Origin of the sequence: Arcobacter sp. L, from assembly GCF_000284235.1 — a bacterium.
GTDB classification, from domain to species: Bacteria; Campylobacterota; Campylobacteria; order Campylobacterales; family Arcobacteraceae; genus Aliarcobacter; species Aliarcobacter defluvii.
In genome coordinates this window covers 1,050,419-1,075,379 of sequence record NC_017192.1, presented here as the reverse complement: position 1 = coordinate 1,075,379, position 24,961 = coordinate 1,050,419, and the positions used below count along the sequence as shown (strand labels likewise).

Here is a 24,961-nt window from a genome sequence, read left to right as displayed (position 1 = left end):
GTTACTCTCCTAAAAACTTTGAAAGATTTTGCATAGCTTTTGCTTTTACATTCTCATCATCTAAAAAGCCTTCAACTAAACCATTAAATCCACTAACATATCTTTTACCACTAAAATCAATTAAGTTTACACTTTTTTTACTTCCTGGTTCAAATCTTACAGATGTTCCTGCTGGAATATCAAGTCTTTTCCCATAAGCTTTAATTCTTTCAAAACTAAGCTCTTTATTTACTTCAAAGAAGTGATAGTGAGAACCCACTTGAACTGGTCTGTCACCTTTGTTTTCTATCTCTATTGTAATAATTTCTTTTGAAGAGTTTAGTTCTATTTCACCTTCATCTACAAGATATTCTCCAGGGATTAATTTGTTTTTATCATAAGAAATTGGGTTATGAACTGTAACTAATTTTGTTCCATCTTCAAAAGTTGCTTCAACTTGAACCATGTACATCATAGATGCAACACCTTCAAGTACATCATCCTCTTTTAAAACTTTTGTAGCATCAACCATAAGTTGTGCAACACTTTTTCCATCTCTTGCACCCTCAATAATATATGAACTAATTATTGCTACTGCTTCTGGATAGTTTAGTTTTAAACCTCTTTCTTTTCTTTCCATTGCAAGCTTTGAAGCTGTATAAATCAATAATTTCTCTTGCTCACGATTTGTAAGGAACATATATTCTCCTTTTAGATTTTATATTCACTTTAATTTATATAGATTTTATCCAATTAAAACCGATTATTATTTTTTCACTTGTATATTAATTAGTCATTAAAATTCTTCTATTTTTCAATTCTCTTCTATATTTATGCAATAATGGTTCAGTATAACCTGATGGTTGAGAAATCCCTTCAAAAATCAAATCGCAAGCTGCTTTAAAAGCATATCCATCAAAAGATGGAGCCATATTTATATATGACAAATCAGAAGTATTTTGAACATCAACAACTTTTGCCATAGCTTTTAAAGAGTCCATTACATCATCTTTTGTACAAACTTTATGTTCAATCCAATTTGCTAAATGTTGAGAAGAGATTCTTAAAGTTGCTCTATCTTCCATAAGTGCTACATTATTTATATCTAAAACTTTTGAACATCCAATTCCAGAATCAATCCATCTAACAACATAACCTAAAATTGTTTGAGCATTATTATCAAGCTCTTTTTTTATCTCTTCTTTACTTAAAATCGATATATCTTTCATAAGTGGAAGAGTTAAAAGTTCATCTAAAGATGCTCTTTTATCCCCTTTTAAATTATTTTGAACTTCAAATACATCTACTTTATGATAATGAATTGAGTGTAAAACTGCTGCTGTTGGAGAAGGAACCCAAGCTGTGTTTGCTCCTGATTTTGGATGATTGATTTTTTCAACCATCATTTTTGCCATCTCATCAGGCATCGCCCACATACCTTTTCCTATTTGAGCAAATCCTTGTAAACCACACTCTAAACCTATATCAACATTTGAATTTTCATAAGCTTTAATCCAAACTTGCTCTTTCATTTTTGATTTTTGAACAAATGCACCAGCAAACATAGAAGTATGAATCTCATCACCAGTTCTATCTAAAAATCCAGTATTTATAAATACAACTCTACTTTTAGCAGCTCTTATGCACTCTTTTAGATTTAAAGTTGTTCGTCTTTCTTCATCCATTATTCCTATTTTGATTGTATTTCGAGGAAGTTTTAGAGCATCTTCAACCATTTCAAAAGTTTTTACTGTAAATTCTACCTCTTTTGGTCCGTGCATTTTTGGTTTAACTATATAAACACTTTTTTGTCTTGAGTTCGATTTACTATTTGCTCCTTTTATATCTACAATCGAGCATAAAACAGTAATCATACAATCCATAATTCCTTCAAAAACTTCTTCATCATTTTCATCTAAAATTGCAGGATTTGTCATAAGATGACCTACATTTCTAACAAAAAGCAGACTTCTTCCATGTAAAGTTTTACTATTTCCATCTATTGTTTTATAAGTTATATCTTCGTTTAGAGTTCTTGTCATAATTTTTCCATTTTTTGAAAAACTATCTTCTAAATCACCTTTCATAAGCCCAAACCAATTTTTATAAACTTCTGCTTTATCAATTGCATCAACTGCTGCAACTGAATCTTCACAATCCATAATAGTAGTAACTGCTGCTTCTAAAATAACATCTTTTATAAAGGCTTTATCTAAACATCCTATAAAACTATTTTTATCTATTTGTATTTGAATATGTAGATTATTATTTTTAAAAATAAGTGTTTGAGGATTTTCAATTTCTCCAATAAAACCTAAGAATTTTTCCTTATCTTTTAATGTTGTTGTTTCACCATTTTCTAAAGTTATAATAAGTTCATTATTTACTATTTTAAACTCAATTACATCTTTATAAGAGCCTTTTTGCAAAGTAATTGATTCATCTAAAAACTCTTTTGCATAAGTTACAACTGCTTCACCTCTTTTTTTGTTATACTCTTTTGTAATAGCTAAATCACCCTCTTTTGATATAACATCTGTTCCATATAAAGCATCATATAAACTTCCCCATCTTGCATTTGCAGCATTTAGAGCAAATCTTGCATTTTTAACAGGAACAACAAGTTGAGGGCCAGCTTGTAAAGTTATCTCATCATCTATATTTTTTGTATCTATTTTAAAATCTTCTTTTTGTTCAACTAAGTATCCAATTTCTTTTAAAAAATTTTTATATTTATCTAAATTAGTTGAATCATATTTATTTGTTTTATACCAATTATCAATCTTTTTTTGTAAATCATCTCTTGTTTTTAGCAACTCTTTATTTATAGGAGTTAGAGTTTCTATAATATTTTCAAAACTTTTCCAAAACTCATTTTCTGAAATTTCTGTTTTTGGTAATATTTCATTATTTATTAAATCAAAAATTCCTCTTTCTATTTTTAAATTACCTTGTTTTATTCTTTGCATAACCTCAATCCCTTAAAACTTCTATCTCTTCATCTATATCAACTTCGATACAATCAATAACTTTGTTTTCTTTTTTTCCTAAATCATTTCTATCTATTACAATAAATTGTTCTTCATTTTCACAAGCAATCAAAGGAAAATGCCAAATTCCTTTATTGTAATGAACCCCTTGATTTCCATCTGTTTTAAAAACTTTTAGTGTTCTTAAATCAGGTTTTTCATCACCTAATGCAACAACAACTAAAAAAGAATTATTACTTCTTGGAATAAAAGTTTGGGAAAAAAATGGATGTTTTTCCATCATATTTATCTTCAATGGAAACTCTCTTTTTTTCCCAATATATAAATGAACAGTTGCAACTCCACCATTTTCATTTGCATCAATGTTGCAAAGGTTATAGTGTTTTTGTGCAAAACCATTATTTATAACTACTGATTTACTATTTTGTGTACTTAAAACTTCTCCATAAGCTTTGAAAACCTCAATATTTAAATCAATAGGTTTTAAAATTTTTTTCATTTTTTATTTCTCAACTTTTACAAATTTTCCAAATAGTTTTAGTCTTGAAACTCCACCATCAGGGAAAATATTGATTCTAATATGAGTTATTGGTTTATCGTGAAGTAAAAAACTCTTATCAAAATAGTGTTTATTATGCATTGATAATTTTTGTTTAGGAATTAACTCTTCCCAAAAAATACTTTGAGTTATTACTGAACTATCTGTTGTATTTTCTAAATATGCACTACAAATAGAAAAACTATCAGCAAAATTTCCTTTGAAGAAATTTGTATCAATCATAATATTATCTATGATTGCTGGCTTTGCTAGTTCTATAATTCCCCAGTCAAATCCAGGTTCCCTTCTTCGTCTAGTTTCCCAACCATCACCCATATTTAAAGCATCATTTTCTTTTAAAATATTTTTTAAAGGACCAAAAAACTCATTGTTTGTATAAACAGCTCTTGCACCATTTAACATAGAAAGTACATTTATATTATCTTCATCATAAAGTTTTTCATCAAAACAGATTTCACCAAAAGCTTTAAATCTTGCAATTCCACCATCAGGATAAATGTCAACTCTTAAATGTGTTAACTCTTTTACATAACTTGAATCAAAATACTGTTTTTTATCTCCTTCTAAATCACTTTGAGTTAATAATTCAAATGCTTCTAATGTCTCATATTTAGATACAAACTCTTCATCACTCATATCTTTTGCTTTGAAACCTTTGATTGAAATAGCTTTTGGATAATTCCCTCTAAAAAAAGATGTATCAACTAAAAAAGAGTTGATTTTTGATATTTTTCCTAGTTTTATAATACAATGGTCATTTCCACCATTTCTTCTTCGTCTAGTTTCCCAACCATCCATCCAATGTCCATTTTCATCAAATTCATCTTTAAATACTGCCTCTGTTTCTAAAAGCATTCTATTTGCACTTGCAAAAAACTCATCTGTTGTAAAAATAATTTTTGAATTTAATTCACAACTTGTTACATTTATCATTATTTATCCTTATTTTTTTCAAAATTATTTATCCAATGATTCGCTATATCCACTCTTTTACAAAACCAAACATCATCAAATTTTCTTACATATTCTAAAAATCTTCTCATAGCCATAATTCTTCCAGGATGCCCTAATACTCTACAATGCATACCAATTGACATCATTTTAGGTTGAGTTTTCCCTTCTAAATATAAAACATCAAAACTATCTTTTAAGTAGTTAAAAAATTGATCTCCATAAGAAAATCCATGTGGCAAAAATCTCATATCATTGTTATCCATTGTGTATGGAATTACAAGATGTTGTTTTGTAGTTATTTCAGGAGCAAAATATGGTAAATCATCATTATAAGCATCGCTGTCATATAAAAATCCACCCTCTTCTACAACTATTTTTCGTGTATTTTCACTATCGCGACCTGTATACCAGCCAAGTGGACGTTTTCCTATCATTTTTGTTAAAATTTCTATACTTTTATAAAGATGTTCCCTTTCTATTGATTCTTCAATTTTTTGATAATTAATCCATCTATATCCATGAGAGCAGATGTCATAATCATTTAAAGCTAAATATTCTGCTAGTTTTGGATTTCTAGCAACTGCCATTGCAACTGCAAAAATAGTTACAGGAATATCAAACTCTTTAAAAAGTTCTAATACTCTCCAAACACCAACCCTTGAACCATATTCATAAAGTGATTCTATTGATTTATGTCTTTGTCCTATAAAAGCTTCTGGATTTATCATATCAGATAAAAAAGTTTCTGATGCTTTATCTCCATGAAGTATGCAATTTTCTGCACCTTCTTCATAATTTAGAACAAATTGCAAAGCAATTTTTGCTTTATTTGGCCACTTTGGATTAATTGGTTCATTTGCATAACCAATTAAATCTCGTGGATAATCTTCTATTTCAATTTGCATTTTTTAATTTCCAAACATAAATTTATTTTTCTTTGATGGTGTAATTCCAAAATTTAATGCTTCTACACAATGATCTAAATGCTGAGACATAATATTTTTAGCATGTAAAACATCATTACTTTTTATTGCTTCAATTAATACTCTATGTTCATCATATGAACAAAATGAAGTGCTACTATCATCATAAATAAGCCCAGCTAAGATACTTAAAGGAATTAATGGTTTTAAAGCATTGATTAAAAAATCATTCTCACTTATAATTGCTAATTTTAAGTGAAAATCACAAGATGTTTTTACATATTCGCCATTTCTAAATGATATTTTTAAATACTCTTCAGTTTCAACTTTTTCATTTAAAACTGACAAATCAAGCTCTTTTTTCTTATTCATATTTGTAACTATTTCTACAATACCTGCTTCGATTACTTTTCTTGCAGTATAAATATCTTTTGCATTATCTTCAGTTAGCCAAACAACATGGAAACCTTGATTTTTTTTATATGTTAAAATTCCCATTGTCACAAGTTTACTAAAAGCTTTTCTTACTACATCTCTACTTGTATTTAAATCTTTTGCTATTACACTTTCTGATAGTTTTATACCTGGATGTAATTTCTTTGTAAATATTGCATCAAAGATGAAATTTACAATATTATCTTCTAAAGTAAAAATATCATTTTGTTCCATTTTTTGCCTTTTATTTATAATGTTTCATAATTGTATACAATAAGTGTAGACAATTTTTCAAAATTATACACCATAAATTTTTATTTTTCTAAAGGTGCAGCATAAGAATTAACTTTACTCGTTAATAATTTTGCACCAACAAGTGACTCTGCCATTTTAACTGCACATAAAACTCCATCAATTACCGGGATATTACATCTTTGAGATAATTTGATAGTTAAGTCTGCCATTCCTGCACATCCTAAAATAATTGCTTCACAATTATCCTCTTTTATTGCCGTTAAAATTTCTTTTTCTATTTTATCTATCGCTTCGTTTTCACAATCTTCTAAAGAAAGAACTGGAATATTTGCTGCTCTTACTTTTCTACAAAATTTATTCATTCCATATTTATGACTTAACTCTTCAATTATTGGAACTGAACGATTTAACGTAGTTACAACTGAAAAACTTGAAGCTACAACTGTTGTCATATGCATTGCAGCTTCACAAATACCAATAACAGGACCTGATACTAACTCCCTTGCAGCTTCAATTCCTGGGTCATCAAAACAAGCTATTATGTATGCATCAGCACCCCATATTTCAGCTCTTTTTATCTCTTGCATTAAACCCATCAAACTTTGAACTTCATCATAATGCCCTTCAATACTCTTTGGAGAATTTGTTGGATTTGAAGCCCAAATTTCAGTATCACTATTTTTAAATTTTAACGCAACTTCTTTACATTTTAATGTCATTGATTCTGTTGAATTTGGATTAATAATTGCCAATTTCATTAATGACTTCCTCCTAAATATAATTCTATAATTCTTTCATCATGTATCAAATCTTTTGATTTTCCACTCAATAGTACTTCACCTAGTTGCATAGCATAAGCACGTTGTGAAATTTTCAATGCCATTCTTGAATTTTGTTCAACTAAAATTACTGAAATTTTATCTTCTTGATTTATTTGAACAATAGATCTTGCAATATCTTGAACTAATTTTGGAGCAATTCCAAGACTAGGTTCATCCATCAATAAAACTTTTGGTCGTGACATTAAAGCTCGTCCAATTACCATCATTTGTTGTTCACCACCACTCATAGTGCTTGCTTGTTGTTTATATCTCTCTTTTAATCTTGGGAATTTTGTCAAAATTTTTTCTAAGTCTTCTTCTATTCCATCTTTGTCTTTTCTTGTAAAAGCTCCCATTAAAAGATTATCTTTTACACTCATATAAGGAAAAACTCTTCTTCCCTCCGGTGTCATAGCAATTCCTTTTTCAACAATTGTTGAGGGTAATTTACCATCAATTCTTTCTCCATTAAAAATAATTTCACCACTATTTAGACCTTTAAGTCCTGTAATGGCTTTTAATATTGAAGATTTTCCTGCACCATTTGCACCAATTAAAGTGATTGTTTCACCCTCTTCTAAAACTAAAGAAACATCTTTAACTGCTCTTATTTGTTCATAATTAATACTAATATTTTTACACTCTAATAAAGCCATTTTACATTCCTATTTCTTCATCTTCAACACCTAAATAAGCCTCAATTACTTTTGGATTTTTTTGAATATCAGTAGGTTTCCCTTCTGCAATTTTTTCTCCAAAACTAATAACAACTATTCGGTCTGAGATTTCCATAACTGCTGGCATATCATGTTCTACTAAAAGTACTGTAACACCAGAATTTTTAATCTGTTTTACCATTTCCATACATTTTCTAGTTTCATCATGGTTCATACCTGCAAATGGTTCATCAAGCAATAAAACTTTTGGTTTACAAGCTAGTGCATTTGCAATTCCTAAAGCTCTTAATAATCCATGAGGTAAATTACTAGCTATTTCATTTTTTACATGAGATAAACCTAGAAACTCAATAATTTCATCCGCAGATTTTGCAAAATTTTCATTATCAACTTGAGCAATTTTTGTATTAAAGAAAAAATCAATCAATGTTGATTTTGCTTGTAGTTGATGAGCAATGATAATATTATCTCTAACTGACATATCTTTAAAAACTGTTGTCTCTTGAAAAGTTCGAACTACACCTTTTCGTGCAGTAATATGAGGTTTTAAACCTGATATTTTTTCTTTATTAAAAATTACATTTCCAGATGTTGGTTTTAAAAATGAAGAAATCAATTTAAACATTGTTGATTTTCCTGCACCATTTGGACCAATAACTGATAATATTTCATTTTCATAAACTTCAAATGTCACATTGTTTATAGCAACTAATGAACCAAATTTTTTTGTTAAATTATTAATTTCTAAAATAATCTTTTTCATTTTTTTAACCTTAAACTTAATATTCCATTTGGTAAAAACAACATCAATAAAATCATAATACTTGAATATATCAATAATTGATACTCTTTGAAAATAAACAACATATCCCAACTAAAATACAGAACAAAAGCACCTAAAATTGGACCAAATACATAAGCTAATCCACCTAAAAATGTATAAAGCATATAGTTTATTGAATCTGCAACTTGAAAAGTTGTAGGATAAACTGATTGTGTTAAATTGATAAAAATAGCTCCACCAATACCACCTAAAAATGAAGATATTGCATAAGATATAACTCTTAAATAAGCTATATTAACTCCAAATGATGAGGCTAATTCTTCATTTTGTTGTAAAGATTTTAATAATATTCCCATTCTTGAATTTACTAATCTATGAACAACTGCAAAAGATATAATCATAACCACAACTGCTAAATAATAAAAAGCAATTTTACTGTTTTGTAAAGTTGCAAAATCAGGAATTATTGTAATTCCAAACAGACTTAATTCACCAGGAAGAGGAATATTTGTTATACCACTTGGTCCATTTGTTAAAGGAACAAGGGCAATAGCTATTAATCTTACAACTTCTGTTAAAGTTAAAGTAACCATTGAAAAATAAACACCTCTCAGTCTTAAGATTGGCAAACCAATCAAAATACTAAAAAAAGCTGCAACAAAACCAGATACAAATAAAGCTATCCAAAAAGATATATCATATTGGACAACTAAAACAGCTGTTGTATATGCTCCAATTAAAGCATAAGCTCCTTGTCCCATATTTATTCGTCCCATATAAAAAGACAACCAAACTCCTGCACTAATTGTTGCTAAAATTGCAACAGAAGTTATTCCATATAAAAAATCATTTCTTTGTATAACCAATAAAATAACAGGAATAATCACAAGTAGAAAAACTATTGCAATTATCACTCTTAATATAAATTCTCTTTTTTCCATAATCAACCCCAAGGTTTACCCATAAGTCCCTGAGGACGTAAAGTAAGAAATATCATTAAACCTGCAAATATCGTCAAATAAGTTATATCACCTGGTAAATAATAAAGACCGAAAGCCTCAACAAGACCTAAAATAAAACCACCTAAAATAGCTCCTGATATAACTCCTGCTCCACCAATCATAATCATTGTAAAAGCTTGAATTGAAATACTTCCACCAATTCCTGAATTAACTCCTGTTACAGTTACAAGCAAACTTCCAGCAATTCCAGCTAACATAGCTCCTAATGCAAAACCTATTAATCTATATTTATCTAAATTAACACCCATTAATTGTGCTGCTGTTTTATCTTGAGCTAAAGCTCTCATTGCACGACCTGTTTTTGAATATTGCATAAATAATATAAAAAATACAATCATCGTAGCTGCAATTAATCCAATCACTATTTTGTTATATGGAATAATGATATCTAAACCATAATCTTCACCAAAAAATACACCATCAACTAAACTAGGTACACTTCTTTGTTTTTCACCAAAAAGTATCAAGATTAAAGAATCTAAAAAGAATGCCGTTCCAGCTGCTAAAAGCATCGTACTCTCTTCTCTAACGGATCTTTTTAAAACTGTACTAAAAAGATATTTTTCAAAAATTGCCCCTATCACGGCTAAAGTCAATCCCGATAAAAGCATTGCAACAATAAAAGGTAATCCCAATTTTCCATAAATATAATAAGTTATAAATGCACCTAAAACATACATTTGTCCATGTGCAAAATTTAAAATATTCATTAAAGAAAATATCAATGTTAGACCCAATGCAATTAACGCATATTGGGCACCTGTAATTAAACCATTAAGTAATATTTGTTCCATTTTTATGTTCCTCTAAACATATTTTAGAGACATTTAAAAAATGTCTCTTATTTAAATTAGTCAGCTGAACCAACAAATAGTGTTTTAAATTCTCCATTTTCATAAACTTTAGGAGTAAGAGGAACACCTAATTGTCTATTTTGACCGAATGTAGTTTTTCCAACAAATTTAAATTTGCTTGTATCATCTTTTATAAAGATATTTGGTGCAGTCCAGTCTGAATCAACAGTTTTTAAAAACTCATCAGCATCATTTATAGCTTTTGGATTTGATTTAAGAACTTCTAAAATATACTCTAAAGCAAATATTTTTGTATTTGATTCATCATTATATTCACCATATTTTTTTGTATATAAATCAACCCATTTTTTCATAACATCTGATTGTAACTGAGCATCTACTCCACCTTGACAAATAAATCCATTTGCAGCATCTCCAGCACCCTCTTTTAAAATACTTGCATCAAGAGCAGTTCCTGCTGCCATGTAACCTTTGAATCCTAACTCTCTTGCTGTTTTAATAATAAGAGGAGCAGTTGCTGGTGAAACACCTGAAAGAACTAATAAATCTGGTTTTTTCTTAACAATTGGTGTAATAACTGAATAAAAATCTCTTGTATCAGCTTTGTATGTTGCTTTCGCTTCAATAACATCTAAACCCAAATCTTGAGCGATTTTTATACCATTATCTCTTTGATTTAGTGGGTCAGCTGCATTTGCTGCAATAAAAGCAACAGTTTTTACATTTTTATTATCTTTTAGCCATTTGTAAACTGATGGTTCCCATTGATAAGAAGCAATCATTCCAAATACTGCATAATTAGCAGGTTTTATATATAAACTTTTGTCAAATGCATATGGGAAATAAACTATTTTATTTCTTTCTGCTATTGGTTTTACAGCAATTGCTTGTGCATCATCATTTGGACCAACAACATATTTTATTCCTTGTTGAGCCATTTTTTCCATCCCTGCAACTGCAATTTTTGGATCAAAAGCATCATCAAAAGGAACAATTTCTACTTTATATTTTTTCCCATCAATTTCAATACCACCTTGTTGATTATAAATATCAGCTGATGTTTCCATCGAACGAACATTTGAAGTTCCCCAAGCTGCATTCTGCCCTGATAAAGTACCAACAAAACCTATTTTTATGCTATCTTGAGCAAAAGCTAATGTGCAAGTTAATGCACTTAATAATATACCTTTCTTTATTATTCTTTTCATCATCTAACTCCTAATTAAATTCATCTATTTAAAATGTTAAAATAATTCTATCAGATTGTCTACAATTATTGTGTACAATTATTGTCTACAAAATAAACATTTTATAAGATTTTTTTCTTAATTTTTTTAACTAATGAAAATATTAAGTATTTTTGTTTAGTAAATATACAATATATGTACATTTATATGAAGGAGGAAGAGATTTATTGTTTCCCTAAAATAAATCTCTTTTTATTTATATTTTTTCTGTATAATTCCCAGATATTAGATATTTTTTCTTTTAAATCAAACATATTATTTGAACTAAGCACACCTAAAATCAGCTTTTTATTTGAAGAAAAGGCAAAACTTTCAAAACTATCATGTATTTTACTTAGAAATTCTTCACTGTTTTTTACTTTTAAATATATCTTTGCAAAGATAAAATTTGAACTATCTTTTCTATTTATATAATCTTTTAGTTCATCACCTTGAACATCAAATTTTTCTATATATTCTAAATTATTTTCTTGCTTAAATGTATTTTTTATAAGCATATTTGAAAAATCAAAATTTTCAAAACTTCTACCACGACTTAAAATATCTACATAAAAGAATGTTGAACTTTCATCAAAATTTAGTTTAAAAAGTTGAATATACTTTGAGTCTTTAAATAAAATTAATTCATCATTTATAAACTCTAAATTTGAATTTTTTAACTCTATATTTATACTATTTATTCCAAACTCTTTTTTTGATGGATATATTTTTGTGGCTGATTCTGTAGTTATAACTAAAGATGAATTTTCTAAAGAAAAAGTTGTTTTTATTTTATCTTTTGGGAAAATTCCTTCCCCAATATTTAGAAGTTTTATGTAGTTCTCACTCTCATTAAAATGATAGTGACGAGATGGTAAATTGAGTTTGTTTAAACTAAATTTATCATCAATAAAAGCAAAATTTATACTCATATTTTTCCTATACTGATAAATGTTGTTTTATTATATCATCACTTAACTCTTTTATCTCACCACTAGCAACAACACTTCCTCTATCTATTACATAAAAATCATCTCCATGACGTCTAGCAAATGGAAGTTTTTGTTCAACCAACATAACAGTTATTTGCTCTTCTTTTGTAAGATAATCAATAACCTCGCCAATTTGAGCTACGATATTTGGTTGTATTCCTTCACTTGGTTCATCAAGTATTAAAAAATCTGGGTCAATACATAAAGCTCTTGCGATTGCAAGTTGTTGTTGCTGACCTCCACTTAAATCTCCACCTTTTCTTTTTTGCATATCTTTTAAAACTGGGAATAAATCATAGATTTTATCTGGAACTTTTTTTATTTTATGTCTATTTGACATAACTCCTATTTGAAGATTTTCCAAAACTGTTAGTTGAGAAAATATTTCTCTTCCTTGTGGTACATAACCTATTGCAATACTTGCACGTTTATGGTCAGGAAGTTTTGAAATATCAGTATCATTATAGATTAGTCCTCCATCTTTTATTGGAAGTAAACCCATGATAACTTTACTCAAAGTTGTTTTTCCAACTCCATTTCTTCCCATAACACAAGTACATCTACCTTTTTTAAACTCTAAGTTTAAATCCCATAGAGTGTGACTTTGTCCATAAAATTGATTTACATTTTCTATTTTTAACATCACTATTCTCCTAGATATACTTTTCGTACTTTTTCATTGTTTTGTATTGCATCCATACTTCCTTCTGCAAGTACAGCCCCTTCATGTAGAACTGTTACTTTTTTTGCAATACTTCTAATAAACTCCATATCATGTTCTACTACAACTACAGCATTTTCTTTTGATAAACTTGTCAAAATCTCTGCTGTTTTTTCTACTTCTTGAGGTGTCATTCCTGCAACTGGTTCATCTACAAGTAAAAGTTTTGGCTCTTGCATGATTAACATACCGATTTCTAACCACTGTTTTTGACCATGAGATAAGATTCCAGCTTGTTGATTGTATAACTCTTTTAAACCTATTAGTTTCATAGTTTCTTCAATTTTATCTTTTTGTTCGCTACTTAGTCTTGAAAAAAGTGTTTTAAAAAATCTTTTATCATCTTTCATTGCAAGTTCAAGATTTTCAAAAACTGTATGATTTGCAAAAACAGTTGGTTTTTGAAATTTTCTTCCAATTCCTATTTGAGCAATACTTGGTTCATCCATTGAAAGTAAATCAACTGCTTCACCAAAAACAACTTGTCCCGTATGCGGTTTTGTTTTACCTGTAACTACATCCATCATAGTTGATTTTCCAGCTCCGTTTGCACCAATTATACATCTTAGTTCCCCATAATTTATAGAAAAACTAAGATTATTTAAGGCTTTAAAACCATCAAAACTAACACTAACACCATCAACTAATAGGATTCTATCTCCTATTTTTAAATCACCTATTCTTTGTTCATTTTCATGTTTTAATAGTCTCATCTTAAGCCTTTTTTACTTTTGAATTAAACATTGTAAATATTCCAACTACACCTTTTGGAAGATATAGAGTAACTACAACAAAAAGCGCACCTAAAGCATATAACCAAACTTCTGGAAGAGCAGATGTAAAATATGTACTTGCAAAACTTACAACTATTGCACCTATAATTGCTCCATAAAGTGTACCTCGTCCTCCAATTGCAACCCAAATAACAAGCTCAATAGAAAATAAAGGTGAAAAAACTCCAGGATTTATGATTCCTACTTGTGGCACATAAAGTGCTCCTGCAATTGCAGCTAATATTGCAGATACAACAAAAATAAAAAGTTTATATTGTTCTACTTTATATCCTAAAAATCTCACCCTACTTTCAGCATCTCTAATAGAAATAACAACTCGTCCAAGACGTGAATTTATAATAAATCTACAAAGTAAATATCCTAAAGTTAAAGCTATAAAAGTGATAATTAATAGTGATACTCTTGTAGTATCAGCTGATAAATCAAAACCTAAAATATCTTTAAAATCTGTTAGACCATTATTTCCACCAAATCCCATATCATTTCTAAAGAAAGCTAGCATAAGTGCATAAGTTAAAGCTTGTGTTATGATTGAAAGATAAACTCCAGTTACCCTACTTTTAAATGCTAACCATCCAAAAATAAAAGCTAAAAGTGCTGGAACAAACATCACCATCAAAAAGGCAAATAAAGGATTATCAAATCCATACCAAAACCAAGGTAACTCTTTTAGATTCATAAACACCATAAAGTCTGGTAAATCTGGATTTCCATAAACTCCTCTTTCTCCAATTTGACGCATAAGATACATAGCCCAAGCATAACCCCCAAGAGCAAAAAATGCTCCATGACCAAGGCTTAAAACTCCTAAATATCCCCACACTAAATCAAGAGCAAGAGCAAGTAATGCAAATGCTAAATATTTTCCTAAAATCGTAACTGTAAAAGTCGAAATATAAAAAATCGAATCATTTGGAACAAATAAATTACAAAATGAAACTACAAATACTACAACAGCAAGAGATGATAAAACTATTTTTCCACCTTTATCATTTTGCATAATTTTTAAAATTAATGGTTGCTTTTTCATATCTTAATCCTCAACATCTCTTCCCTTTTGTGGGAAAAGCCCTCTTGGTTTTTTCTGAATAAATAGTATTATGAATACTAAAATAATAACTTTTGCTAAAACTGCCCCAGCAACTGGTTCAATAAATTTATTTATTTCTCCAAGTGAAAATGCTGCTATTAAAGTTCCCCATAAATTTCCAACTCCACCAAACACAACAACCATAAAACTATCTACGATATATGCTTGTCCAAGATTTGGTCCAACATTTGTTAGTTGAGATAAAGCAACTCCTGCAACTCCTGCAATTCCTGAACCTATTCCAAATGTTATTGCATCAATGTAACTTGATTTTATTCCCATTGCACGTGCAATTGGTCTGTTTTGAGAAACAGCTCTAACTTTTAATCCTAAACTTGTTTTTTTCATCACATATAAAATTGCTAAAAATACAATGATTGAAAAAATCACAATATAAAGTCTATTATATGTAAGTGATAAGGCACTATTTATTTCTAACGCTCCACTCATCCATGATGGAGTTTTTACCTCTTGGTTAAGTGGTGAGAATATTGTTCTAACAACTTGTTGTAAAATCAAACTAATCCCAAAAGTTGCTAGTAATGTTTCAAGTGGTCTTCCATATAAATGTCTGATAACTAATCTTTCTATTAAAATCCCAACTAAAGCACTCACTATAAAAGCACAAGGAATTGCTATGATAATCGAATATTCGATTAAATTTGGCATTAATTGTTGGATTGTATATGTAGTATATGCTCCAATCATGATTAGTTCACCATGAGCCATATTTATTACTTTCATAACCCCAAAAGTAATAGCAAGTCCAATTGCAGCTAAAAGTAAAACTGAACCTTGAGAAAGTCCAAAAAATGCTGTTTCTATAAACGAATAAAAACTTCTAGAACTCTCTATTGAAGATATTGATTTATTTGCTTCTTCTTTTAATTCAAGTGATGAATCACTTGATTCACTTATAGTTTTCAAAGTTGCTAATGAGTTTGAAGAGATATAATCACCTAAAGTACGAACAGCTTCTAACTGTTTTTCTCCAGTGTAATACTTAGCAAAAATGATATTTTTAGCTTCAAGTAAAAGCTCTTTAACCTCATCATTTTTCTCTTTTTCCAAAGCTTTTAAGATAACTGTTTCATCATCTTTTGTAACATTTTGTAAAATATTTTTAGCTGATGTCTCTCTTTTTTTTACATCTTTAGAGAAAAGATTTATTTGAGCAAGTAAGCTTTTTATAACACTTCTTAATTTATTGTTAGTTTTAACTTTTTCAAATCCTGATTCATCAAGTTTTTCTAAATCATTTCCACTAATCAAAGATTTAGTGTATAAACTATTTTCTTCTTTTTTAACTAATACAACAACATCTTTATCATCATTTTTGATGAATAAATCTCCATCAAGCATTTTAGATAAAACTAAAGTTAATCTATCATCTTCTATATAATTATTTGCAAGTTGAGTTACAATATTTTCTTTTTCATTAAAATTTTTTCCGTCTATTGCTTTTAAATCTTCTTCAAATGTTGAAGAAAAAAGAGATGATAGGATTAATAAATTAAGAAAGATTATTTTAAAAATTGAAAATTTCATTTTTTAGTCCTATGTAGATTTAATAAAGAAGAGAAAACTCTTCTTTATATTTTTATTAGTAGTTTTGTCCTGAACATTTTTTTGTTACAGTGTTATAGTTACCACAATTAATTGGAGCTGTCCAATCAGAGATTACATCTTTTGATGAAGGTAAGAAATCAGACCAAGCATCACCTGCTACTTCTTTTGTAGAGAATACAGTTTCAAATTGACCATCTTCTTGAATTTCACCAATTAATACAGGTTTTGTAATATGGTGATTTTTTAACATAGTTGCTGTTCCACCAGTTAAATTTGGAACAGATAATCCAACGATTGCTTCATTTACTTTATCAACATTAGTTGTACCTGCTTTTTCAACAGCTTTTACCCAAAGGTTAAATCCAATATATGTAGCTTCCATCGGGTCATTTGTAACTCTTTTTTCATCTTTGATGAATTTATGCCAAGTTGAAATGAATTTATCATTTTCAGGAGTTTTTACACTTTCAAAATAATTCCAAGCTGCTAAATGCCCAACAAGTGGTTTTGTATCAATTCCTGAAAGTTCTTCTTCACCAACACTAAATGCAACAACTGGAATATCTTCAGATTTAATACCTTGATTTCCTAACTCTTTATAAAATGGAACATTTGCATCACCATTGATAGTTGAAACAACAGCTGTTTTAACACCAGTTGAACCAAATTTTTTGATATCACTTACAATTGATTGCCAATCAGAGTGACCAAATGGCGTATAATTAATCATAATATCTTCTTTTTTAACACCTTTTGATAATAAATATGCTTCTAAGATTTTATTTGTAGTTCTAGGATAAACATAATCTGTTCCAGCTAAAACAAATCTTTTTACTCCCATTTCATTCATCAAATAATCAACTGCTGGAATTGCTTGTTGGTTTGGCGCAGCACCTGTATAAAATACATTTTTAGAAGACTCTTCACCTTCATATTGAACTGGATAGAATAATAATCCATTTAACTCTTCAACAACAGGAAGAACAGATTTTCTTGAAACTGATGTCCAACAACCAAAAGTTACATCAACTTTATCTTTAGTTAATAAACTTCTCATTTTTTCAGCAAATAAAGGCCAATTTGAAGCTGGGTCAACAACAACTGGTTCAAGTTTTTTTCCTAAAACTCCACCTTTTTTGTTTTGCTCATCAATTAGCATTAAAACTGTGTCTTTAAGTGTTGTTTCACTAATAGCCATAGTTCCTGAAAGAGAGTGTAAAACTCCAACTTTGATAGTATCAGCAGCATGAACTAACATGCCACCTAATAATGCAGAAGTTACAATTGCTTTTGCAAATAATCTTTTCATCTAAGTCTCCTTTTTTATTTCTAAACGAAGTATAAAAAAGAAGTGTTGTTTTAGTGTTGTTTTTGATAGTAATTTAAAAAGTTGTTGTATATATTTTAAACATTAACCATAATAAAATATTTAATAATAACAAGCACTAAACAACAAATAAAATTTATTTAATCTTTTATTAAAAATATCTCTTTATCTTGCATATTATATTCTACACATTCGATTACTTTTTTTTCATCAAGATTAATACCTACACCATCCAAAACGATGAACTCTTGTTTATCTTCTATACAAATTAAAGGGAAATGCCAAGTTCCTCTATTTAAATGAACACCTTGATCTCCATTTGTTTTAAATATTTCTAAAGTTGATAAATCTGGTTCTCTACCACCCAAAGCAACAACACAATAAAAAGGTTCTTTACTTCTTGGCACAAAAGTTTGAGAAAAGTATGGATGTTTTTCTAACATATTTATATGTAGAGGAAATTCTCTACCTTTTCCTATATAAATATGTAAAATCGATTTTACTCCTTTTTCATTTGCATCCATATTACATACTTCATAAAATTTTTCAGCAGATCCTCTATTTATAATCATAGATTCTCTGCCCTCTTTTTCTATAACTTCACCGAATTTTTTAAAAGCTTCTCTTGTTAGAGGTTTTGGTTTTATTTCTATTCTCATATTATATTTTCAACTCATCTTCTCTTATATATTTTATATACTAAACCTTACTATTTTAATAAAATTATTTATACTAAATAATGCAAACTAATTACTCTATATAACGGTTTAATCGTGACATTTTATCATAAATTCAATTACATATATGATATTTTTTTATATTTAAATAGATGTATAAAATTTATTATTCTACTGTATAAAATATATGCATAGTTTATGTACACATATTATTAAAAAATATCTTTACAAAAAATCATGCAAGGTATAGAATAGCAGCAGAAAACATATTAGAGATACAACGTCTTACAAAAATTTAATTTTAATTATTGTGTAGATTTATGAAAGAGATAATTATCTAAAAATATAAGTAACTCTTTAATGTTTTAAATATATTAGCTCTTAAAAGAGTTGTCATTAGGTGGATTCATCATGAATCTAATTTTTGAAAAAAGGAATAACATGACTAATAATAGAAGAGAATTTATTAAAAAAACAGGTCTAGCAGGAATTGGTGCAGCAATTGTAATACCTTCAATTGCAAGTGCGGAATCAACTAAAACTTTTAGATGGAAAATGACAAATTGTTATGGTGCAGGAGCACCTTTTTATTCAACAGGTCCAGGAAGTGCAACTTATTTTTGTCAAAGAGTTGAAGAGTTATCAGGAGGTAGATTAAAAATTAAACATTATCCAGCTGGGGAACTTATTCCTGCTATGGAAGGTTTTGATTCAGTCTCAAAAGGTACTATTCAAATGAACTGGGGTAACTCATTTTTTTGGGCAGGTAAAACATTTGCAGCTCAATACTTTACAGCAGTTCCTTTTGGAATGAACTTCCAAGGAACTAATGCTTGGCTTCAATTTGGTGGAGGTCAAGAATTATGGGATGAAGTTTATAAACCATTCAATGTAATAGGACTTGCTGCTGGTAATACGGGAGTTCAAATGACAGGTTGGTTTAAAAAAGAGATTAACTCGGTAGAAGATTTAAATGGTTTAAGAATGAGAGTTCCTGGACTTGCTGGAAAAGTATTAGAACAACTAGGAGTTAGTGTTAAATTACTTCCTGGTGGAGAGATTTTCCCTGCATTAGAAAGAGGTGTTATTGATGCTGCTGAGTTTGTTGGACCTTATCAAGATAGAAAAATGGGATTTCAAAAAGCAGCTAAATATTACTATACAACTGGTTGGGGAGAACCAAGTAACACAACAGAATGTTTAATCAATAAAGATGCTTGGGATTCATTACCAAAAGATTTACAAGCAATTGTAAAATCAGTTGCAGCTGAATGTAATCTTATGGGATTATCTTGGTCTGAAGCAAATAATTCAGAAGCTTTAGAAGATTTAGTTAAAAATGAAGGGGTACAAGCAAAAACTTTACCTGATTCTGTTATTGAAAAACTAAGAGAAATTACTTTTGCTACATATGATAAATTAACAGCAGAAAATCCTTTGGTAAAAAAAGTTCACGATAGTTACTTTACTTTTAAAGCAATGCATGATGAGTGGCAAAATAAAAGTGAAGAAGTTGTAATGACTAAGTTGTCATCATGATTTTAATTATTTCAAATCGACTTGATGCGTTCATAGAACGCACTGGTCAAATAACTTCTTGGTTGATTTTTATTTTGGTTTTAATGGTTTCAGGTGATGTTCTTTTTAGATATTTTTTTCATATTAGTTCAATTGCTGAACAAGAGTTACAATGGCATATATTAGCTGCAATTGCAATGTTTGGTTCTGCATATACTTTTCAACAAGGAGAACATGTAAGAGTTGACCTTTTTTATAATCATTATAGTAAAAAAGTAAAATTATATATGGATATATTAATTCCAATATTAATCATTATTCCTTTTTCACTATTTATAATATATTTATCAAGTGAATATGTGATGCAATCATACAATACAGGGGAAATTTCTCCAGACCCAGGAGGTTTACCTTATAGATATTTAGTTAAATCTTTAATACCAATTGGATTTATACTTATTTTAATACAAGGGTTAGCAGTTTTATTAAAAGCTGTATCTAAACTAAAAGAGGAAAATTAATCAATGGATCCGCAAATATTAGCAATTATGATGGTTGTATCTCTTTTTGCACTTATTTTATTGGGTGTTCCTGTTGCTTTTGCAATCGCAGGAGCTGGTTTATTTTTTGGAGTTATTGGAGTAGATTCAAATTTATTTAATCTTTTACCTTCAAGAATATTTGGTGTTTTAACAAACTATACTTTATTAGCTGTTCCTCTTTTTGTTTTTATGGGTATTCTATTGGAAAAATCCCGTTTAGCAGAAAAAATGCTTGATGTATTAGGATTGTTGTCTGGGAAAAAACCTGGTGGTATGGCTATAGCTATTATTGTAGTTGGTATTTTAATGGGTGCTTCAACAGGTATTGTAGGAGCTACTGTTGTAACTTTAACTATGATAGCTCTTCCAACATTATTAAAAAGAAATTATAGTCATAGTGTATCTTGTGGTACTATTTGTGCTTCTGGAACATTAGGACAAATTTTACCTCCTAGTTTAGTTTTAATTTTATTAGCTGATATTAGTGGAGAAGCTATTGGTCCTTTATTTGCAGCTGCACTTATGCCTGGATTACTTTTAGCTGCTTGTTATATTGTTTATATTGTTTTATTAAGTAAATTTGCACCACATCATGTACCACCAATTGATGAAGAAGAAAGATCTCAATATTCTAAAAAAGAGTTATGGATAGAGTTTTTTAAATCTGTTGCTCCACCTTTTTTACTAATTTTTGCAGTATTAGGTTCAATCATAGGTGGACTTGCAGCTCCAACAGAAGCTGCATCAATGGGAGCAATTGGTGCTTTAGTAATAGTTTTTATAAGTAAAAGATTAAGTTTAGAAATTTTAAAAGAAACTATATATGAAACTATGAAAGTAACTGGAATGATTATGTTCGTTTTAATTGCTTCTCAAGTTTTTGGATTAAGTTTTAGAGGATTAGATGGAGATTATTTAGTTGAAGATTTATTTGCTTCAATACCTGGTGGTATGTGGGGTGCAATAATATTTATGATGATTGTTTTATTCTTTTTAGGTTTTTTCTTAGAATGGATAGAAATTTCATATATAGTGCTTCCTCTTGTATTACCGATTTTTCACGCATTAAATGTAGATATGATATGGCTTGGAATTTTAGTTGCACTAAATTTACAATCTTCATTTTTAACCCCACCTTTTGGTTGGTCACTATTCTTCTTAAAAGGAGTAGCTCCAAAAGAAATTAAAACAATGGATATATATAAAGGGGTATTACCATTTATTGCAATTCAAATTATTGTAATTGTACTTGTTATGGTATTCCCAGAAATAGCACTTTGGTTACCCAAAGCAATAGGATGGATGTAATATGAATAATTTACCTTTAACACAAATTTCAAACAACGGTATGGTAGTTTCACCACACCATAAAGCATCTGATGCTGGACTTGAAATCTTAAAACAAGGAGGAAATGCAATTGAAGCTACAATTGCAGTTGCCTCATCGTTGGCAGTTCACTACCCACATATGACTGGGATTGGTGGAGATGCCTTTTGGCTAATTTATGACCCTAAAGAGGGCGTAAGTTTTATTGAAGCATCAGGTTATTCAGGTTTTGATGTTAATATGAATCAATATAAAGGTTTAAAAGACATTCCTTTTAGAGGAAGATTAGCTGCAAATAGTGTAGCTGGTGCAGTTTCAGCTTGGAATTTAGCTTATGAAAAAAGTAAAAAAGAGTGGAATGGAAAACTTTCAACGTCAAAACTTGTTGAAGAAGCAGTTGATTCAGCTATAAATGGAATAGTTGTAACACAATCTTTATCTCAAACTTTAGAAGAGAAAAAAGATGAGTTAATAGTAGATTCATATTTTGCAGATATCTATTATCCAAAAGGGGAAGTACCACAAAAAGGCGAAAATCTAATACAAGAAAAACTTGGAAATACTTTAAAAACTCTTGGAATTAATGGATTTGATGATTTTTATAGAGGAACTTTAGCCCAAAATATCTCAAAAGATTTAGAAGATAGAGATTCTTTATTATCAAAAAAAGATTTACAAGAGCACCATGCTTCTTGGAATACACCTTTAGAAATGAAAACGAGTAATGCAAAATTATTTAATGCTTCAGCTCCAACACAAGGAGTTGCATCACTGATGATTTTAGGTTTATTTGATAGATGGCTTGAAAAATTGCCACAAAAGGATTCATCTAACCATGTTCATTTATTGGTTGAAGCAACAAAAATTGCTTTTAAACATAGAGATAAAATGAATACAGCTGCAACTCCCGAAGAACTTCAAGCTTGGCTTGAACCTGAATATTTAGATAAATTAAGTCAAGAAATTGATTTAGAAAAAGCTATGCCTTGGGGTGAGAATGCAGCACCAGGCGATACTACTTGGTTTGCAGTTTCAGATAATGAAGGAAGAGTTGTAAGTGCGATTCAAAGTATTTATCATGAGTTTGGAAGTGGATTAACACTTCCTAAAACTGGTATTGTTTGGCAAAATAGAGGTTGTAGCTTTAAACTTGATTCAACACATATTCAAGCTTTAAAGCCACATAAAAAACCTTTTCATACATTAAATCCTGCGATTGCTCTTTTTGATGATGGAAGAGTTATGGCTTATGGAACAATGGGTGGAGATGGACAACCTCAAACACAAGCAGCAATATTTTCTAGATATGCTTATTACGATGAAGATTTACAAACTTGTATAAATAATCCAAGATGGCTTTTAGGAAGAACATGGGGTAATTCATCTCAAAGTTTAAAACTTGAATCAAGATTTGATAAAAAATTAATTGAAGAATTAAAAGCAAAAGGGCATGATGTTGAAATCTTAGGAGAATTTGATTCAGCTGTTGGACATGCTGGAGCTTTAGTTTATGATAAATCAAAAACAATAAAAGGGGCATTTGACCCAAGAAGTGATGGAAAAGCTTCAGGCTTTTAAATAAGGACAAATTTTTATGAATGAATTATTAATTTTAGTACCAATTTTGTTAGCAAGTGGAGTAGTTGCTGGTTTACTAGCAGGATTACTTGGTGTTGGAGGAGGAATTGTAATTGTTCCTATGCTTTATCATATATTTATCTATATGAATATTGATATCTCAATTGCTATGCCTTTATCAATTGGTACATCTTTATCAACTATTGTTGTAACTTCAATTATATCTGCACGTTCTCACCATAAAAAAGGTGGAATTGATTGGGATTTATCTAAAAGATGGATTCCTTTTGTAATTCTTGGGGTTTTAATAAGTTCTTTCACATCAAAATATATAGATGGAGCGAACTTAAAATTTATGTTTGGTATCTTACTTTTAGTAGTATCAATAAATATGATTATTAGTAGTTTTAAAAATCTAGTAATAGCAGATTCTTTACCAGGAAGATTTTTACAATCTATTTTTGCTGTACTTGTTGGAGGATTTGCTTCATTACTTGGAATTGGAGGAGGAACTATTATGGTTCCTTTACTAACACTATTTTCTTTTCCTATTCATAGAGCAGTTAGTACAGCATCTTTGTTTGGTTTGATTATTAGCGTTCCTGCAACAATTGGTTATATAATTGTTGGATGGAATGTAGAAAATTTACCTTTAGCTTCAACTGGATATGTAAATTGGCTAGCATTTGCAGTACTAGTTCCTATGACAATGTTCTTTGCACCATATGGTGTAAAATTAGCATATAGCTTAAATGTAAAACAACTTAAAGTTGCTTTTGCAGTATTTTTAGCTTGTGTTGGATTGAAAATGGTTTTAGTTTAAATTATTTAACTAATACTATTTATTTTTTATAAAACTTCATCTTCATAGATGAAGTTTTGAAATCTCTCTTAAAAACAAAACTTAGAAAAATATGATAAACTCCTTTCAATAAAACACTTAAATAAGAGATAACTATGATAAAAACACCCTTTTTAGCCGTTGATGGAATAATAAAACTTTATGATGAAAATGAAAATTTTAAAGGAATTGTTTTGATTGAAAGATTAAATAGACCTTTAGGTATTGCCATTCCTGGTGGATTTGTTGATATTGGTGAAACAGTTGAAAATGCAGTTGTACGAGAGATGAAAGAAGAGACTTCTTTGGATGTTACGATTGAAAAACTTCTTGGAGTTTATTCAGATCCCGCAAGAGATGAAAGATTTCATACAGCATCTATTGTTTATATTTGTAAAGCTTATGGAGAACCTATTGCACAAGATGATGCAAAAGAAGTTTATGTCTATAAGTTAGATGAAATACCCCTTGAAAAACTTGTTTTTGACCATAAACAAATTATTTTAGATTTTTTGGAAATAAAAAATTTTACAAGAGGGAACTAA

Annotated in this window: 25 protein-coding genes; 6 read left to right on the top strand and 19 right to left on the bottom strand. The window is 29.2% G+C overall.

The features are described 5' to 3' along the window. Position 1: 1 nt before the first annotated feature. The 19 genes from ABLL_RS05330 to ABLL_RS05240 form a co-directional block, all read right to left on the bottom strand. Entirely contained in the window at positions 2–679 is a 678-nt protein-coding gene (locus tag ABLL_RS05330) for an urease subunit beta (protein ID WP_014473759.1), read from the bottom strand. An 85-nt stretch (positions 680–764) separates the two neighbouring features. Further along, the gene (locus tag ABLL_RS05325) at positions 765–2,948 is read right to left on the bottom strand and encodes a malate synthase G (protein ID WP_014473758.1); all 2,184 of its coding nucleotides are present in this window, start codon (positions 2,946–2,948) and stop codon (positions 765–767) included. A 4-nt stretch (positions 2,949–2,952) separates the two neighbouring features. Further along, positions 2,953–3,468: an ureidoglycolate lyase gene (locus tag ABLL_RS05320; RefSeq protein ID WP_014473757.1), complete on the bottom strand. Its 516-nt coding sequence runs from the start codon at positions 3,466–3,468 to the stop codon at positions 2,953–2,955. Positions 3,469–3,471: 3 nt separating this feature from the next. Then, positions 3,472–4,461, bottom strand: coding sequence for an allantoicase (gene alc, locus ABLL_RS05315; protein WP_014473756.1), 990 nt, complete (start codon positions 4,459–4,461; stop codon positions 3,472–3,474). Continuing rightward, positions 4,461–5,387, bottom strand: coding sequence for an allantoinase PuuE (puuE, locus tag ABLL_RS05310; RefSeq protein WP_014473755.1), 927 nt, complete (start codon positions 5,385–5,387; stop codon positions 4,461–4,463). The genes alc and puuE overlap by 1 nt, the downstream gene beginning before the upstream one ends. A 3-nt stretch (positions 5,388–5,390) precedes the next feature. After that, a complete protein-coding gene (locus ABLL_RS05305; RefSeq protein WP_014473754.1) occupies positions 5,391–6,074 on the bottom strand; it encodes a GntR family transcriptional regulator in 684 nt (227 codons plus the stop codon). Between the two features lie 80 nt (positions 6,075–6,154). Beyond that, positions 6,155–6,853 (bottom strand): aspartate/glutamate racemase family protein, encoded by a 699-nt coding sequence (locus tag ABLL_RS05300; RefSeq protein WP_014473753.1) that lies wholly within the window; start codon positions 6,851–6,853, stop codon positions 6,155–6,157. Beyond that, a complete protein-coding gene (locus ABLL_RS05295; protein ID WP_014473752.1) occupies positions 6,853–7,572 on the bottom strand; it encodes an ABC transporter ATP-binding protein in 720 nt (239 codons plus the stop codon). Before ABLL_RS05295 ends, ABLL_RS05300 begins: the two co-directional genes overlap by 1 nt. Before the next feature lies 1 nt (position 7,573). Beyond that, positions 7,574–8,356 carry an ABC transporter ATP-binding protein gene (locus ABLL_RS05290; protein WP_014473751.1) on the bottom strand — a complete coding sequence of 261 codons (783 nt, stop codon included), beginning with the start codon at positions 8,354–8,356 and terminating at the stop codon, positions 7,574–7,576. Continuing rightward, the gene (locus ABLL_RS05285) at positions 8,353–9,318 is read right to left on the bottom strand and encodes a branched-chain amino acid ABC transporter permease (protein ID WP_014473750.1); all 966 of its coding nucleotides are present in this window, start codon (positions 9,316–9,318) and stop codon (positions 8,353–8,355) included. Before ABLL_RS05285 ends, ABLL_RS05290 begins: the two co-directional genes overlap by 4 nt. A 2-nt stretch (positions 9,319–9,320) precedes the next feature. After that, the gene (locus ABLL_RS05280) at positions 9,321–10,193 is read right to left on the bottom strand and encodes a branched-chain amino acid ABC transporter permease (protein WP_014473749.1); all 873 of its coding nucleotides are present in this window, start codon (positions 10,191–10,193) and stop codon (positions 9,321–9,323) included. Between the two features lie 56 nt (positions 10,194–10,249). Continuing rightward, positions 10,250–11,425 (bottom strand): ABC transporter substrate-binding protein, encoded by a 1,176-nt coding sequence (locus tag ABLL_RS05275; RefSeq protein WP_014473748.1) that lies wholly within the window; start codon positions 11,423–11,425, stop codon positions 10,250–10,252. A gap of 200 nt (positions 11,426–11,625) precedes the next feature. Next, the gene (locus tag ABLL_RS05270; RefSeq protein ID WP_014473747.1) at positions 11,626–12,372 is read right to left on the bottom strand and encodes an urease accessory protein UreD; all 747 of its coding nucleotides are present in this window, start codon (positions 12,370–12,372) and stop codon (positions 11,626–11,628) included. Between the two features lie 7 nt (positions 12,373–12,379). Further along, the gene (gene urtE, locus ABLL_RS05265; RefSeq protein WP_014473746.1) at positions 12,380–13,075 is read right to left on the bottom strand and encodes an urea ABC transporter ATP-binding subunit UrtE; all 696 of its coding nucleotides are present in this window, start codon (positions 13,073–13,075) and stop codon (positions 12,380–12,382) included. 2 nt (positions 13,076–13,077) lie between these two features. Further along, positions 13,078–13,866 (bottom strand): urea ABC transporter ATP-binding protein UrtD, encoded by a 789-nt coding sequence (gene urtD, locus ABLL_RS05260; RefSeq protein ID WP_014473745.1) that lies wholly within the window; start codon positions 13,864–13,866, stop codon positions 13,078–13,080. Position 13,867: 1 nt separating this feature from the next. Further along, positions 13,868–14,977 carry an urea ABC transporter permease subunit UrtC gene (gene urtC / locus ABLL_RS05255; protein WP_014473744.1) on the bottom strand — a complete coding sequence of 370 codons (1,110 nt, stop codon included), beginning with the start codon at positions 14,975–14,977 and terminating at the stop codon, positions 13,868–13,870. A gap of 3 nt (positions 14,978–14,980) precedes the next feature. Next, the gene (gene urtB, locus ABLL_RS05250) at positions 14,981–16,585 is read right to left on the bottom strand and encodes an urea ABC transporter permease subunit UrtB (RefSeq protein WP_014473743.1); all 1,605 of its coding nucleotides are present in this window, start codon (positions 16,583–16,585) and stop codon (positions 14,981–14,983) included. Between the two features lie 55 nt (positions 16,586–16,640). Continuing rightward, positions 16,641–17,915 carry an urea ABC transporter substrate-binding protein gene (urtA, locus tag ABLL_RS05245; protein ID WP_014473742.1) on the bottom strand — a complete coding sequence of 425 codons (1,275 nt, stop codon included), beginning with the start codon at positions 17,913–17,915 and terminating at the stop codon, positions 16,641–16,643. A 158-nt stretch (positions 17,916–18,073) separates the two neighbouring features. Further along, positions 18,074–18,592: an ureidoglycolate lyase gene (locus ABLL_RS05240; protein WP_014473741.1), complete on the bottom strand. Its 519-nt coding sequence runs from the start codon at positions 18,590–18,592 to the stop codon at positions 18,074–18,076. 459 nt (positions 18,593–19,051) lie between these two features. Between ABLL_RS05240 and ABLL_RS05235 the strand changes: the two genes are divergently transcribed. From ABLL_RS05235 to ABLL_RS05210, 6 genes are all read left to right on the top strand, one after another. Continuing rightward, positions 19,052–20,149 (top strand): TRAP transporter substrate-binding protein, encoded by a 1,098-nt coding sequence (locus ABLL_RS05235; protein WP_014473740.1) that lies wholly within the window; start codon positions 19,052–19,054, stop codon positions 20,147–20,149. Next, entirely contained in the window at positions 20,146–20,649 is a 504-nt protein-coding gene (locus ABLL_RS05230; RefSeq protein ID WP_014473739.1) for a TRAP transporter small permease subunit, read from the top strand. Before ABLL_RS05235 ends, ABLL_RS05230 begins: the two co-directional genes overlap by 4 nt. Positions 20,650–20,652: 3 nt before the next feature. Continuing rightward, positions 20,653–21,978: a TRAP transporter large permease subunit gene (locus tag ABLL_RS05225; RefSeq protein WP_014473738.1), complete on the top strand. Its 1,326-nt coding sequence runs from the start codon at positions 20,653–20,655 to the stop codon at positions 21,976–21,978. Position 21,979: 1 nt separating this feature from the next. Next, on the top strand, positions 21,980–23,575 hold the full coding sequence (locus ABLL_RS05220; RefSeq protein ID WP_014473737.1) for a gamma-glutamyltransferase family protein: 1,596 nt from the start codon (positions 21,980–21,982) through the stop codon (positions 23,573–23,575). 16 nt (positions 23,576–23,591) lie between these two features. Further along, positions 23,592–24,398 carry a sulfite exporter TauE/SafE family protein gene (locus tag ABLL_RS05215; RefSeq protein WP_014473736.1) on the top strand — a complete coding sequence of 269 codons (807 nt, stop codon included), beginning with the start codon at positions 23,592–23,594 and terminating at the stop codon, positions 24,396–24,398. A 134-nt stretch (positions 24,399–24,532) separates the two neighbouring features. Further along, positions 24,533–24,961 carry an NUDIX hydrolase gene (locus ABLL_RS05210; RefSeq protein WP_014473735.1) on the top strand — a complete coding sequence of 143 codons (429 nt, stop codon included), beginning with the start codon at positions 24,533–24,535 and terminating at the stop codon, positions 24,959–24,961.